This is a genomic window from Streptomyces sp. LE64 (genome assembly GCF_052606915.1).
In genome coordinates, this window is the sequence record NZ_CP199708.1 from 5,322,548 (window position 1) to 5,337,554 (window position 15,007).

General features: G+C 71.6%; 7 protein-coding genes. 2 read left to right on the plus strand and 5 right to left on the minus strand.

The annotated features are described in order from the left end of the window. Window positions 1-26: 26 nt before the first annotated feature. The 5 genes from ACSMX9_RS23895 to ACSMX9_RS23915 form a co-directional block, all read right to left on the minus strand. Complete coding sequence (locus ACSMX9_RS23895; RefSeq protein ID WP_445396814.1) at window positions 27-278, minus strand: phosphopantetheine-binding protein; 252 nt, start codon at window positions 276-278, stop codon at window positions 27-29. An 86-nt stretch (window positions 279-364) separates the two neighbouring features. After that, window positions 365-1,312: an ACP S-malonyltransferase gene (locus tag ACSMX9_RS23900; protein ID WP_445396816.1), complete on the minus strand. Its 948-nt coding sequence runs from the start codon at window positions 1,310-1,312 to the stop codon at window positions 365-367. Window positions 1,313-1,442: 130 nt separating this feature from the next. Further along, window positions 1,443-1,667: a ferredoxin gene (locus ACSMX9_RS23905; RefSeq protein WP_445396818.1), complete on the minus strand. Its 225-nt coding sequence runs from the start codon at window positions 1,665-1,667 to the stop codon at window positions 1,443-1,445. Continuing rightward, complete coding sequence (locus ACSMX9_RS23910; RefSeq protein ID WP_445396820.1) at window positions 1,664-2,869, minus strand: cytochrome P450; 1,206 nt, start codon at window positions 2,867-2,869, stop codon at window positions 1,664-1,666. Before ACSMX9_RS23910 ends, ACSMX9_RS23905 begins: the two co-directional genes overlap by 4 nt. Before the next feature lie 21 nt (window positions 2,870-2,890). Beyond that, entirely contained in the window at window positions 2,891-3,814 is a 924-nt protein-coding gene (locus ACSMX9_RS23915; protein ID WP_445396822.1) for a proline iminopeptidase-family hydrolase, read from the minus strand. Window positions 3,815-4,098: 284 nt separating this feature from the next. Here ACSMX9_RS23915 and ACSMX9_RS23920 point away from each other — a divergent pair, with 284 nt between their 5' ends. Beyond that, window positions 4,099-9,816 carry an SDR family NAD(P)-dependent oxidoreductase gene (locus tag ACSMX9_RS23920; RefSeq protein ID WP_445403080.1) on the plus strand — a complete coding sequence of 1,906 codons (5,718 nt, stop codon included), beginning with the start codon at window positions 4,099-4,101 and terminating at the stop codon, window positions 9,814-9,816. Window positions 9,817-9,987: 171 nt separating this feature from the next. Next, on the plus strand, window positions 9,988-14,946 hold the full coding sequence (locus tag ACSMX9_RS23925; protein ID WP_445396824.1) for a type I polyketide synthase: 4,959 nt from the start codon (window positions 9,988-9,990) through the stop codon (window positions 14,944-14,946). The last annotated feature ends 61 nt before the right edge of the window (window positions 14,947-15,007 follow it).

The following is a 15,007-nucleotide window of genomic DNA, read 5'->3' on the forward strand; positions in this document are numbered from 1 at the left end:
CGCTCCCGACCCGGCGAGACGCGGACTCAGCCGACCCGCTCCGCGACGAGCCCGGACAGCACCTTCCACAGCAGGGAGGGCGTCTGGAACGTCTCCTTGCCGAGCGCGTCGTCGTAGAAGCGCACGTCGTACTCGGTCTCCAGGGCCGCCAGCAACTCGACCGTGCCGAGCGAGTCGAGCCCCAGGTCACGCAAGGTGGCGTCCTCGGTGAGGGGCTCGTCGGCGCCGATGAACGGCAGGAATCCGCGCAGCAGAACCTCGAACTTGTCGTCCCACATGGTGATGTTCCCTTCGGGAGAATGAGCAGGGGATGAGGTGTCAGGAGCCGGGGGAGCGGGGACGGTCCGCCCCCGCTCGGCGTCGATCAGACGCGGGCGGGCCGCGGCCTCGGCTGGAGCGCGAAGCGCGGGGTGACCGACACGACCTCGAAGTTGTCCGTCGTGCGCCGCACCCGGCCGAAGAGGGTGTCCTGGCCCGCCACGCACACGGTGCCGACCCCGGCGCCGCGCAGCGCGTCGACGACCGCGGGCCACCGCATCGGACGCACACAGCTGTCCAGCAGCATGGTGCGCACCCCCTCTCCGGTGGTGATCAGCGAACCGTCCTGGTCCGCGACCAGCGGGAGGCGCGGCGCGGCGTAGTCGAGCGGCCCGAACACCTCCTCCTCGGCGCGCTCGCGCAACCGTCCGAAGAGGGAGCAGTGCATGGGGGGCCGCATCGAGTACAGCGACAGTCCGCCCAGGGAGCGGATCCGGGGCTCCAGCCAGGCGAGGTTCCGCTCGCGCAGCGTCAGCATGTGGAAGTCGTCGTCGATGTAGCAGGAGACCTCGTACTCCTCCCCGCGCTCGTCGAGCTCCGCGAACACCTCGCGCAGCTTCTCCTCGGGCACCCGGACGAACGAGTGGGTGACCAGGTCCTGGAACTCGGTACGGAAGTAGTCGTCCAACAGCCGCGCGAACCGCGCCGTCGCCAGGACCGCCTCGGGAAGGGCCAGTGCGCCGCAGTACGCCGCCGCGGGCTTCTCGCCGAAGCTGGGCCCGGCGCACAAGGTCGCCTCGACCCCCAGCGCGTGTTCCGCCCACTGCGCCAGCGCCAGGGAGTTCAGCATGAAGGCGACCTGGGCGTACTCGCTGTAGTCGCCCCCGGTCTGCCGGTAGCGGTCGACGAGCGAGTACCCCAGCACCCGGTCGGCCTCGGCGACCAGCCTCCGCGCGAAGGGGTTGATGACCATGAACCTGCCGACTTCGGAGAAGGGGGTCGGCCCCATTCCGGGGAAGATCATCGCTGTACCGGTCCGGGCATCGGTGGTCATGGCTCGGTCCCTTCGAGACAGGGGGGCGTACGAGTGGTGACGGGGGCGGTCAGTGCACGAGGGGCGGCGTACGCCTGCCGGTGCGTGCTTCCGGTCCCGCGCAGAGCGGCGGGCCGGACGTGAAGGGTGCCTACTCCTCCGGGGCGAGCAGGACGCCGGTGGCGGACTCGTGCACCGTGATCGCGGACACCGGACAGGTCTCCGCGGCGTCGATCGTCGCCTCGTCCGGCTCGACGTTCGAGGCCCGCGGCCAGGACTTCCCCGCCCTCAACTCGAAGAGGGCCGGTGCGTAGTTGGCGCACACCGAGGCGCCGATGCAGACCGTCCTGTCGACGGCGACGGTCCAGTCGGTCACCACACCACCCGCAGGCTCTTCGGGCCGCGCACCAGCATCCCCTGCTTCCACACGACCCCGTCCGGGCCGTCAACGAAGTCCAGGTTCGGGAAGCGTTCGACGAGCACGCTCAGCACGCTCTGGAGCTCCATGCGGGCCAGCTGCGCCCCCAGACAGTGGTGCGGGCCGTGACCGAAGCCGATGTGCGGGTTGTGAGCACGGGTCAGGTCCAGCGCGTCCGGATTCTCGAAGACGTCGGCGTCCCGGTTGGCGGAGGCCACCGCACCCAGCACCGGCTCGCCCTTCCGCACCGTGACGTCCCCGAACTGCACGTCCTCCAGGGCGTACCTGGCGAACATCGCCGAGTAGTTCAGCGGAATCCAGCGCACCAGCTCCTCCACCGCCTGTGGAACCAACTGCGGGTTCTCGCACAGCAGTTCCCACTGGTCGCGGTGGGTCAGCAGGGCGTAGAGGAAGTTGGGGATCTGCGAGGCGGTGGTCTCGGTGCCGGTGATGAGCAGCCCGCCGGTCACGTTCATGACCAGCTCCTGCTCGCTGAGCCGGTCGCCGTCCTCGTCGCGGGTCTTCACCAGCGCACCGAGGAGGTCGTCGGTGGGCGCGCGCCGGCGCTCCGCGATCAACGAACCTATGTAGGCGAACAACTCCTTGGCGTTGCTCTCGATCTCCTCGTACGGCAGCGCCGTGGTGGACACCATCGCCTCTGACCAGCCGCGCAGCTTCGCACGGTCCGCCTCCGGCACGCCCAGCATCTCCGAGATCACGGTCACCGGCACGGTGATCGCGAAGTCGTCCACCATCTCGAACGGACCGCCCCGCTCGGCCATGGTGTCGGCCAGGCCCTCCACGATCCGCCGGGTGTCGGAGCGCATCAGCTCCACCCGGCGGGCCGTGAACGCCTTGGCGACCAGCTTCCGCAACCGGGCGTGGTCCGGCGCGTCCATCCCGACGAGGCCGTCGTCCAGGTTCTCGGTGGAGTGCGTGCGCGGCTGGTCCCGGGTCCTGGCCATGGCCCGACTGAAACGCGGGTCGGCCAGCACCGTGCGCACGTCGTGGTAGCGCGTGGCCAACCAGGCGGGTTCACCGATCGGGAGCTGCACGCGGCTCATCGGCTCCTCCGCACGCAGTGCGGCGTACATCGGGTCGAGTTCGAGTCGGTTCGGTTCGCTGAACGGATATGCGCGAACCTCATGGGCAGCGGTCATCCGCGCGCCCCTTCCTTCAGATCAACGAGTTCTCTGGATTTCGACGTTCCGTATTTCCTGGAGGAACTCGCTCAGCACCGCGAGGAAGCGTTCCGGTTCTTCCAGGTGCGGCATGTGGCTTGAATCCTCGAAAACTTCCCAACGAACATCCGCGATTCCGTCGAAATACGGTTGCACGGTGGTCGGGGTGGCCTCGTCATGACGCCCGCTCAGAAGTAGCGTCGGAACGTCGACGTCAGGTATCGCGTCTTCGACGGACCAGTCCTTCAGGCTTCCGACGACATGGAATTCGTTGGGCCCGTTCATCGTGTGGTAGACGGTCGGGTCGTCGTTGATCTCCATGAACGTGGCCAGGTAGTCCCGCGGCCACGGAAGGACGCGGCACACGTGCCGGTCGTAGAAGACCCGCATAGCCGCGAAGTACTCCGGGGTGTCCGTGGTGCCCGCGGCCTCGTGCCGGGACAGCGTCGCCTGCACGTCCGACGGCAACCGCGCCTTCAGGACCTTCATCTCGCTGAGCCACAACGGCATCGACGCCGGCGCGTTGGCGATCACCAGGGCCCGCAGCCCCGCTGGCCGGTCCCCGGCGTGGGACGCGGCCAGCATCCCGCCCCAGGAGTGCCCGAACAGGACGTAGTCGTCACGGATGCCCAGGTGGCCGAGCAGGTTGTCCAGCTCGTCCCGGAAGAGTTCCACGGTCCAGAAGTCCGTCCCCCGGTCCGGGAGCCTGGTCGAGCCGCCGTTGCCCAACTGGTCGTAGTGGACGACCGGCCAGCCGGCGTCCGCGAGCGCCGTCATGCTCAGCAGGTAGTCGTGCGTGCTGCCGGGGCCCCCGTGCAGGACGACCACCGGCGGCAGCCCGCAGCGCAGGTCGCCGGTCACGCGGTACCAGGTTCCGTAATCGCCGAAAGGGGCAGTTCCCTTGACGGACGGTCTCGACGCCATGTTCCCCCACCCCGGATGATTGTTTCGCAGTCTCAACGTAGGGAACGCCGGAGCGGAACCGGTAGTCGGGAAGACCCCTAGCAGCCCCTACGAGCCCTTAGGGGACGTAGTTCCACACCCCACCACTGAGCGTGGTTCGTCATGAGCGGAGAACGCCCCGGTACCCCCTCGCCCATCCGGTAGGGGCCTGTGTAGGGGCCGCTGACCGACGGCGTTCGTAGGGGTGACTAGGGGGAGCGACGGGTGGTAGGCGAATTGAGGGACCCGTAGCGTTCGGATGGACAATCCGAACGGGTTCAGGGGGTTCCTGGGTGGAAAGCGAGAAGAGGCTTCTCGACTACCTCAAGCGGGCGACGGCTGACCTTCGGGAAGCGCGTCGCCAGTTGCGTGAGGTCGAGCGCAGGGGCCGGGAACCCATCGCGATCGTCGGCATGAGCTGCCGCTACCCCGGCGGTGTCGACTCGCCCCGCGAACTGTGGCGACTGTTGGCGGCGGAACGGGACGGCATCGGTGAATTCCCCGCCGAACGAGGGTGGGACATCGAGCAGTTGTACGACCCGGACCCCGACCGGCCGGGAAAGACCTATGCCCGAGAAGGCGGATTCCTCCGCGACGCCACCGGGTTCGACGCCGAGTTCTTCGGCATCGGCCCCCGCGAGGCCCTTGCCATGGACCCGCAACAGCGCCAGCTCCTGGAGGCGTCCTGGGAGGCGCTGGAGGGCGCGGGCATCGACCCGCACACCCTGCGCGGCAGCCGCACCGGCGTCTTCGCCGGAGTGATGTACCACGACTACGCCTCCCGCTTGACCACCATCCCGGACGAGGTGGACGGCTACATCGGCAACGGCAACTCCGGCAGCGTCGTCTCCGGCCGCGTCTCCTACGTCCTCGGCCTCGAAGGTCCGGCGGTCACGGTGGACACCGCGTGCTCCTCGTCGCTGGTGGCGCTGCACTGGGCGATCCAGGCGCTACGGGGCGGCGAATGCACCCTCGCTCTCGCGGGCGGCGTCACCGTCATGTCCACGCCGGACACCTTCACCGAGTTCAGCAGGCAGCGCGGGCTCGCCGCGGACGGCCGGTGCAAGGCGTTCGCGGAGGCGGCGGACGGTACGGGTTGGGGCGAGGGGGTGGGTGTGCTGGTGGTGGAGCGGTTGTCGGACGCCCGGCGCAACGGACACCGGGTGCTCGCGGTGGTGCGCGGCTCCGCGGTGAACCAGGACGGCGCCAGCAGCAGTCTCACCGCCCCCAACGGCCCCTCCCAACAGCGCGTCATCCGCGCTGCGTTGACGGACGCCGGTCTTCGGCCCGCCGATGTGGACGTGGTGGAGGCGCACGGCACCGGCACCGTCCTCGGCGACCCCATCGAAGCCCAGGCGCTCCTCGCGACCTACGGCCAGGATCGTGTGGGAGACGATCCCCTCTGGCTCGGTTCCGTCAAGTCGAATCTGGGTCACACCCAGGCTGCGGCGGGCGTGGCGGGGGTGATCAAGATGGTGATGGCGATGCGTCACGGGGTCCTGCCCAGGACGCTGCACGTGGACGAGCCCTCGTCGAAGGTGGACTGGTCGGCGGGGCGGGTCGAGTTGTTGACGCGGGCGCGGGTTTGGCGGAGTGAGCAGCCTCGGCGGGCTGGTGTGTCGTCGTTCGGTATCAGCGGGACGAATGCGCACGTGATCCTGGAGGAGGCTCCCGAGGAGCCGGTGGCGGGGGACGGGGTTGGGGTCGGGGTTGGGTTGTCGTCGGTGGGGGTGGTGGGGTGGTTGCCTCTGGTGTTGAGTGCGCGGTCGGTCGAGGCGTTGCGGGCCCAGGCGCTGGGGCTGGTGGGTGTGTTGGAGGCGGAGGATGCTCCGGGGTTGGGGGAGGTGGCGGTGGCTTTGGCGACGACCCGGGCCGGGTTCGAGCATCGTGCCGTGGTCACCGGGACCCGTCCTGACGACGTCCTCGAAGGTCTCCGCGCCCTCGCGGTCGGCCGGACCACCCCCCACACGTTCCACCGCACCACCAGCGAAGGCCGCCTCGCGTTCCTCTTCACCGGCCAGGGAGCACAACGGCTGGGCATGGGACACGAACTCGCCCAGACCTTCCCGGTGTTCGCAGACGCGTTGGACGAGGTGTGCGGGGTGGTGGATCCGTTGTTGTCGAGGCCGTTGCGGGAGGTGATGTTCGCCGCCGAGGGGTCCGACGAAGCCGCGCTCCTGGACCGTACGGAGTTCGCGCAGCCGGCGTTGTTCGCCATCGAAGTGGCCCTGTTCCGCCTAGTGGAATCCTGGGGAGTGCGGCCGGACGTGGTGGCGGGGCATTCGATCGGTGAGATCGCTGCCGCGCACGTGGCCGGCGTGTTCTCCCTCGCCGACGCAGCAGCCCTGGTCGCGGCCCGCGGCCGGCTGATGCAAGCCCTCCCCGAAGGCGGCACCATGGCCGCCCTCCAAGCCACCGAAGACGAAGTCCGCGCCCTCCTCGGCGAAGCCACGGACGCGGCCATCGCCGCGATCAACGGACCCCACTCCCTCGTCGTCTCCGGCACCACCACCACCATCGGCGCCGTCGTCGACACGCTCAAGGCACAGGGCCGTAAAGCGACCTACCTGAAGGTCTCCCACGCCTTCCACTCACCCCTCATGAACCCCGTCCTCGACGAGTTCACCCAACTCGCCCGCACCCTGGACTACAGCGAACCCACCCTCCCCTTCGTCTCCACCGTCACCGGCACCCACGCCGACCCCGCCGAACTGGCCAGCCCGGAGTACTGGGTCACCCACATCCACGAAACCGTCCACTTCACCGACGCCATCCACACCCTCACCGAAGACGGCGTCACCCGCTACCTCGAAATCGGACCCGACACCACCCTCACCGCCCTCACCACCCCACTCCTCCCCGACAACACCCACGCCCACGCCCTCCTCCACCGCAACAAACCCGAACCCCACCACACCCTCACCACCCTCGCCCACCTCTGGACCCACGGCCACCCCATCACCTGGACCCCCCACACCCCCCACACCCACACCCGACCCGTAGACCTCCCCACCTACCCCTTCCAACACCAGCACTACTGGCTCAACGCCACCACCCCGCACACCGACATCACCACCGCCGGCCTCACCCCCACCAACCACCCCTTCCTCACCGCCATCATCCACCGACCCCAAACCCAAGAAATCACCCTCACCGGAACCCTCAACCCCCACACCCACCCCTGGCTCACCCACCACCAAATCAACAACACCACCATCCTCCCCGGCACCGCACTCCTCGAACTCGCCCTCCACGCAGGACACCACACCCACACACCCCACCTCGAAGAACTCACCCTCCAAACACCCCTCACCCTCCCACCCCACCACACCCTCGACCTCCACATCACCCTCAACACCCCCGACCACCAACAACGCCGCACCCTCACCATCCACACCCGACCCCACAACCCCCACCACCCCCAACCCTGGACCCAACACGCCCAAGGCACCCTCACCCCCCACCCCACCACCACCCACACCACCCAAAACACCACAAACACCACAAACACCACCCAAGACACCAGCCAAGACACCGCCCAAGACAACACCCTCACCACCTGGCCCCCACCCCACACCACACCCATCCCCCTCCACCACACCTACCAAGCCCTCGCCCAACACGGCTACCACTACGGCCCCACCTTCCAAGGACTCACCACCGCCTGGCACGACAACCACCACACCTACGCCGAAATCACCCTCCCACCCGAAGCCCACCCCCACACCCACACCTTCACCATCCACCCCGCCCTCCTCGACGCCGCACTCCACGCCAACCTCTTCCACGAGAGGGACAGCCAGGCGGACGCCTCGGGCCCGCGGCTGCCCTTCGCCTGGAGCGGGGTGACCGTGCACGCGACGGGTGCGACGGCGCTGCGGGTACGGGTGACCTCGCACGGGAGTGACGAGGCGTCGGTGCTCGCCACGGACGCGACCGGAGCTCCGGTCATCTCCATCCGTTCGCTGGCCGCGCGTGCGGTCAGCGCCGAGCAGTTGGCGGCGGCGGACCGCTCCGGCGACGAGGCCGGCGCGCTGCTGCGACCCGTGTGGAACGAGCGTGCCGAAGGGGCCGCGGCCGGGTCCCCGGCGGGTGACTGGGCGGTGGTCGGAGTCGCCGCCGACGAGTCGATCGCCGCGGCGTTCGGCTCCGACGTGCCGGTCTTCGCCGACTTCGACTCGCTCCGGGCCGCCCCGGGTCCCGCGCCGGAGACCGTGGTCCTCGTCTGCGCCGCCGACCCGGCGGACGACCGGGAGGGCGGCGGGACCCTAGGCCGGATGCGCACCGCCACCACGCGCGTGCTGGAAGCCGTGCAGGGCTGGTTGGCGGACCCGGGGTTCGCGGACTCCCGCCTCGTCGTCCTCACCAAGGGGGTCACCGGTCCCGAGCCCGTGCGCGGTGCCGGCGTGGACCTGGTCCACGCCCCGCTCGCGGGTCTGGTGCGCTCGGCGCAGGCCGAACGGCCCGAGGCCCGGCTCCTCCTCCTGGACTGGGACGGCTCCGCCTCGTCGTACGAGCGACTGGCCGGGGCCGCCACCGCCGAGGGCACCGAACTCGCACTGCGTGAGGGCGGTCTGTGGGAGCCCCGGCTCGTCAGGGAACAGCGGGGTGCCGCCGGCTCGGCGTCCGCAACGGGCCTGGACCCGGAGGGCACCGTGCTCATCACGGGAGGCACGGGTGGCCTGGGTGCCGCCGTCGCCCGGCACCTGGTCGATCGCCACGGTGTCCGCCGTCTGTTGCTGGTGAGCCGTAGGGGTGGGAACGCGCCGGGGGCGGAGGAGCTCCGTGCCGAACTCGGCGCGTCGGGTGCGGAAGCCCGTGTCGTCGCCTGTGACGTGGCGGACCGCGCGGCGCTGGAGAAGTTGCTGGGTGAGGTGCCGGCCGCGCATCCGCTCACCGCGGTCGTCCACACGGCCGGTGTCGCCGACAACGGTCTGATCGAGACGCAGACCGCGCAGAGCCTCGACGCGGTCCTGCGTCCCAAGGCCGACGCCGCCTGGCACCTGCACGAACTGACGCAGCATCAGGAACTCGCGGCGTTCGTGTTGTTCTCCTCGACCGCCGGGCTCTTCGTGGGCGCGGGACAGGCCAACTACGCTGCTTCCAACGTCTTCCTCGACGCCCTCGCACGGCACCGGGTGGCCGAGGGGCTACCGGGTCTCTCGCTGGCCTGGGGCCTGTGGTCCGAGACCTCGGGCATGGGCGGCGAGCTGGTCGAGGCCGATCTGGAGCGGATGCGACGCATGGGCCTGCGCCCGCTCGACACCGGTGCGGCGCTCGACCTGTTGGACGCCTCGCTGGCGCTGGACGGTCCGGTCCTGGTGCCGGTCGGCGTGGAGACCTCGGTGATCGGTTCGCCTGACGGGGGGTCGGTGCCCGCGCTGCTGCGGACGCTGGTGCGCACGCCGATGCGGCGGGCCTCCTCCGCGGTGGCCCAGGCCCCCGCTGCGGCCGAGGCGCTCTCCGAGCGGTTGTCCGTGCTGGACGACGCCGATCGCAATCTGCACCTCCTCGATCTGGTGCGGGAGAACGCGGCTGCGGTGCTCGGTCATTACAGCGGTGAACTCCTCGATCCGGAAAGGCCGTTCAAGGACGTCGGATTCGACTCGCTGGCCGCGGTGGACCTGCGCAACCTGCTCAACGTGGCCACCGGCCTCAGGTTGCCCGCCACCTTGGTCTTCGACTTCCCCACCCCGGCCTCACTCGCCGCCCACCTGGCCGGCGAACTGGTTCCCACGCTCTCCTCGGGACAGTCGCTGGGCGCGGAGATCGACCGCTTGGAGTCGGCGTTGCTGGCCTCGCCGCTGAGTGACGGCGGGCCCGAGGACGGCTACACCGAGGTGACCGGCAGGCTGGAGACCCTGTTGCGCACGTGGCGGGACCGACACGGCTCGGTGCTCGGGACCGGAGTCCGTACCGACTTCGAGTCGGCCACCGACGACGAACTGTTCGCCGCGCTCGACGGTGAGGTCGGACTGCCGTAGCGGAACGCGGGCGGTGGCGGAACCGACCGCCACCTGCCCCGTCCCTCCCCGCCCCGCGGCCCCGCGCCCGTTCCCGGACGCTCGCCCTCCGGCGCGCCCCCATGGCCCCCTCCTGACCGCCCGCCCGCATCCTCTCCGGCTCCGACTGACCCCAGATTGGTTCAGACACCGATGGCGAATGACCAGAAACTGCGTGAGTACCTGCGGCGCGCGACGGCGGAGCTGCACGAGACCCGCCGTCGGCTGCGCGAGGTCGAGGACGGTAGGCACGAGCCGATCGCCATCGTCGCGATGGGCTGCCGGTACCCGGGCGGGGTGACCTCTCCCGAGGACCTGTGGCGCGTCGTGGACGAGGGGGTCGACGTCGTCGGGCAGTTCCCCACCGACCGGGGCTGGGACATGGACGTCCTCTACGACCCGGAGCCCGGACGTCCGGGGCGCAGCTACGTCCGTGAGGGCGGATTCCTCCACGACGCGGGCGACTTCGATCCGGTGTTCTTCGGGCTGAGCCCCAGGGAGGCTCCGGAGACCGACCCTCAGCAGCGGCTGCTCCTCGAAACCACCTGGGAGACCTTCGAACGCGCGGGCATCGACCCGGGCTCGCTCAAGGGCAGCCGGACCGGGGTGTTCGCCGGGCTGATGTACCACGACTACGCCGGCGGCAGCGCCGCCGGCAGCCTGGTGTCGGGGCGGATCGCCTACACCTTCGGCTTCGAGGGACCGGCGGTGACGGTGGACACGGCGTGCTCCTCCTCGCTGGTGGCGCTGCACCTCGCCGCCCAGGCCCTGCGGGGCGGCGAGTGCTCGCTGGCGCTCGCGGGCGGCGTCACCGTGATGGCGGGCCCCGGCATGTTCGTCGAGTTCAGCGAGCAGCGCGGGCTCGCCGCGGACGGCCGCTGCAAGTCCTTCGCCGGGGCCGCGGACGGAGCGGGCTGGTCGGAGGGCGTGGGCGTGCTGTTGCTGGAGCGGCTGTCGGACGCCCGGCGCAACGGGCACCCGGTGCTCGCGGTGATACGGGGCAGTGCGGTGAACCAGGACGGTGCCAGCAACGGCCTCACCGCCCCCAACGGCCCCTCCCAACAACGCGTCATCCGCCAGGCGTTGCGGGACGCCCAGCTCACGGCCAGGGACGTGGACGTGGTGGAGGCGCACGGCACCGGCACCGTCCTCGGCGACCCCATCGAGGCCCAGGCGCTCCTCGCCACCTACGGCCGCGACCGCCCCGCGGACGATCCCCTCTGGCTCGGCTCCGTCAAGTCGAACATGGGGCACGCACAGGCTGCCGCCGGAGTCGGCGGTGTCATCAAGATGGTCGAGGCCATCAGGCACCGCAGGCTCCCGCGCACCCTGCACGTGGACGAGCCGACGCCACAGGTCGACTGGAGCGCGGGCAACGTCCGGTTGCTGACCGAAGCGGTCGCCTGGGAGAGCGACGCGCCCCGCAGGGCCGGCGTCTCCGCCTTCGGGCTGAGCGGCACCAACGCGCACGTCATCATCGAGGAGGCGGCCGCGGGGGAGGCGCCCTCCGACCCCCCGCCCGTTGCCGAGCCGGGCCCGTTGCCCCACCTGCTCTCCGCCCGCGACGAACGGTCGCTGCGTGCCGCCGCGGCCCGACTGCGCACCCGGCTCACCGCCGACCCGGACGTCTCCACGGCCGACGTCGCCTTCTCCCTGGCCACCACGCGGGCCTCCTTCGACCGGCGGGCCGCCGTCGTCGCGGACGACCGGGAGGGGCTGCTGCGCCGCCTCGACGCGCTGGCCGCAGGCGAGGAGGACGCCGGGGTCGTCCGGGGCACGCCCCGGGGGCCCGGGGGACGCACGGCCTTCATGTTCACCGGCCAGGGTGCCCAGCGACTGGGCATGGGACGGGAACTGTACGCGTCCCAACCCGCGTTCGCCGCCGCGTTCGACGCCGTCACCGCCGAACTCGATCCCAGACTCGACACCCCCGTCCGCGAGGTGATGTGGGCGGCCGACTCCGAGCACAACACGGCCGAGCTGCACCTCACCGGCCGTGCCCAGGCAGCGCTGTTCGCCGTCGAGGTCGCCCTCTTCCGCGTGTTGGAAGGCTGGGGCGTCCACCCCGACCTGCTGATCGGCCACTCCGTCGGGGAGATCGCCGCAGCCCACGTCGCCGGGGTGTTCACCCTGGCCGACGCCTGCACCCTGGTGGCCGCCCGCGGACGGCTCATGCAGGAACTGCCCGCCGGCGGCGCCATGGTGGCCGTCGAGGCGACCGAGGAGGCCGTCCTCCCGCTCCTGGACGAACGGGTCGGTGTGGCCGCCGTCAACGGGCCCTCGGCCGTGGTCCTCTCCGGCGACGCGGACACGGTCCTCGACATCGCCGACCGGTTGCGCGAGCGGGGCGCCAGGACCTCCCGGCTGCACGTCAGCCACGCCTTCCACTCCCCGAGCATGGAACCGATGCTCGGAGACTTCCGCAAGGTCGTCGAGGCGATCCCGATGAACGTCCCCCGGCTGCCGATCGTCTCCAACCTCACCGGGAAGCTCGCCGGAGAGCACGAACTGACGACCGTCGACTACTGGGTGCGGCACGTACGGGAGACGGTCCGTTTCGCCGACGGCGTCGCCACCCTCCTGGAGAACGGCGTCCGCACCTTCGTCGAACTCGGCCCCGGCGCCCACCTCACGACCCTCGCCCGACAGTGCGCAGCCCCCGACGAGGGCCTCGTCTTCGTCCCCCTGCTGCGTGCCGACCGCCCGGAGCGGGAGACCTTGTTCACCTCCCTCGCCGAACTCCACGCACACGGCGAACGGATCGCCTGGCCGCGGGTCGCCGAAGGCTGGGGCGGTCGTCGGGTGGACCTCCCCACCTACCCCTTCCAGCGGCAGCGCTACTGGTGGGAGGGGGACTCCGCCGCCTCCGCCACCGCAGGCGGCGGGGGACCGGGCGGCGCGGGCGACGCCGCGTTCTGGGACGCTGTGGCACACGCCGACACCGGTGTCCTCGCCGACGCGTTGCGCGCCGAGGGCGCTCGACGCGACTCGCTGGACGCCGTGCTCCCCCTGCTCGCGGCCTGGCGCAGCCGGCGCGTGGCCGAATCCACCGCCGACGCCTGGAGCTACCGCGTCGACTGGCAGCACCTCGGCGAGCCCGCCGCCGACCCGGCCGCCGCCGGCACCTGGCTCGTCGTCACCCCCGACGAACCCGCCGCCGACCGTTGGGCCACCGCGCTCGGCGAGGCCCTGGGCTCCCTCGGCGCGACGGCGCGCACGGTCACCGTGGACGCCGACGAACTGGCCCGCCTCGACGCGGTCGGGGACCCGACCGGCACCGACGCCGCCCGGCGTGCGCTCGGTGACCGGCTGCGCGCCGCGCACGACGACGGCGAGCCGGCGCGCGCCGTGCTCTCCCTGCTCGCCCTCACCACCGGTGCGCACGGCCTCGCCGCCACCGTCTCCCTGGCCCGGGCACTGGGCGACACCGACATCGACACCCCCCTGTGGTGCCTGACCAGCGGTGCCGTCGCGGTCAGCGGCGCCGAAGAACTGCCCCACCCGGAGCAGGCCCAGGTGTGGGGCCTCGGCCGGGTCATCGCGCTGGAACACCCGCAGCGCTGGGGCGGCCTGGTCGACCTGCCGCCCACGCCCGACGAGCGCTCCACGAGGCGCCTGGTCTCCACCGTCGCCGCGGGCACCGGGGCCGAGCCCGAGGACCAGGTGGCGGTGCGCCCCGCCGGCGTCTTCGGACGCCGCCTCGTCCACGTCCCCGCCGACACCACCCTCGCCGGCGCCGGCGCCGGCTGGAACCCGCACGGCACCGCCCTGGTCACCGGCGGCACCGGCGCCCTCGGCGCGCACGTCGCCCGCTGGCTCGCCCGGCGCGGCGCCGAACACCTCGTCCTCACCAGCCGCCGCGGCCCCGCGGCCCCCGGCGCCGAGGAACTGACCGCCGAACTCACCGCACTCGGCGCCCGGGTCACCATCGCCGCCTGCGACGTCGCCGACCGCGCCCAGCTCGCGACGCTCCTCGACAGCCTGCCCGCACAGCACCCGCTCACCGCCGTCATCCACACGGCGGGCGTCCTGGACGACTGCGTGCTGGATTCCCTCACCCCCGACCGGCTCGACGGCGTCCGCCGACCGAAGGCGGAGGCCGCCCGCCACCTGCACGAACTCACCGCGGACCGGGACCTGACCGCCTTCGTCACCTTCTCCTCCGTCGCCGGCCTGCTCGGCAGCGCGGGGCAGGGCGGCTACGCCGCCGCCAACGCCTACCTCGACGCCCTCGCCCAGCACCGCAGGGCCCTCGGCCTCGCCGCCACCTCGGTGGCTTGGGGCCCCTGGGACGGCGGCGGCATGGCGGGCGAGGAGGCGTCCCAGGAACGCTCCTGGTGGCGCGGCCTCGCCCCGATGGACCCCGAGGCGTGCCTCACCGCGCTCCAACGGGCCCTGGACGGCCCGTCGTCCTGCGTCGGGGTGCTCGACGCCGACTGGCCGAGCCTCGCGGCGGGCTTCACGGCGACCCGGCCGAGCGCGCTCATCGGAAGCCTCCCCGAGGTCCGCGCCCTCGCCGCCACGGGTGCCGGTGCCGACCCGGCCGGTCCCGCCGAAGCCGCCCCCGACCTGGTCGTCAGGCTCGCGGCGCTGCCCGAGGGCGAGCAACGACGCGAGGTGCTCGACCTGGTGCGCCGACAGGTCGCACTGGTCCTGGCCTACGACGACTCCGCCGCGGTGCAGTCGAGCCGCGCCTTCAACGAACTCGGGTTCGACTCGCTCACCTCGGTCGAGTTCCGCAACCGCCTGGGCACCGTGACCGGACTGAAGCTCCCGGCCACCCTGCTCTTCGACTACGCCAACCCGGAAGTGCTGGCCGACCACCTGCACGGCGCGTTGTGCCCGAGCGGGGCGGCCGTGACCGTGCCCGTACTGGCCGAGCTGGAACGCATCGAGTCCGTGGCCGCGGCCCTCTCCCCGGAGGAGATCGAACGCAGCCGCATCAGCCACCGGCTCCGGGCCCTGGTCGCAGACCTCGACGCCCGGGCCGCCGACGGCGCCGGACCGGGTGACCCCGGGTCCACGGCAGGCCCCACGGTCGTCGAGCGCCTCGACACCGCGACGGCCGAGGACGTCTTCGACTTCCTCGACAAGGAACTCGGGCTCTCCTGAGCCGTAGTCCAGCACCCAGCCCACACCACTCTCTTCCCGAACCTCCCGCGCAGGCTGCTCC